Source organism: Flavobacterium soyae, from assembly GCF_021245985.1.
Taxonomy (GTDB): domain Bacteria; phylum Bacteroidota; class Bacteroidia; order Flavobacteriales; family Flavobacteriaceae; genus Flavobacterium; species Flavobacterium soyae.
Genome location: NZ_JAJQXA010000060.1, coordinates 1 through 324 on the forward strand (window position 1 = coordinate 1; position 324 = coordinate 324).

Annotated in this window: 1 protein-coding gene; it reads left to right on the top strand. The window is 48.5% G+C overall.

Going from position 1 to position 324, the window contains the following annotated elements:
- Nucleotides 1–324 (top strand): hypothetical protein (locus LUU93_RS21570; RefSeq protein WP_232683232.1); only part of this gene is annotated, 324 nt, incomplete at both ends.

Sequence of the window (324 nt, forward strand, 5' to 3'; positions counted from 1 at the left end):
TGGCTGCTGCACAGGCTTTATTCCCTGCTGCTGCTGATTTATGTGATGCTGATGTTTCTAATATCGAAAAAGTAAGCGGACAGTTCACCGCCTCTGAGGGATGCTCAAACGCCGGAACCTATACCAATACCTGGACCGTAAAAGACGACTGCGGCAATACTTCTGATACTTTTACTCAGGTTATTACCATTGAAGACACAGCGGCTCCTGTATGGTCTACTCAGGCAGGGGCTCTAAACCAGACTGTTGAATGCAGCAATGCCGAAGCTCTGGCTGCTGCACAGGCTTTATTCCCTGCTGCTGCTGATTTATGTGATGCTGATG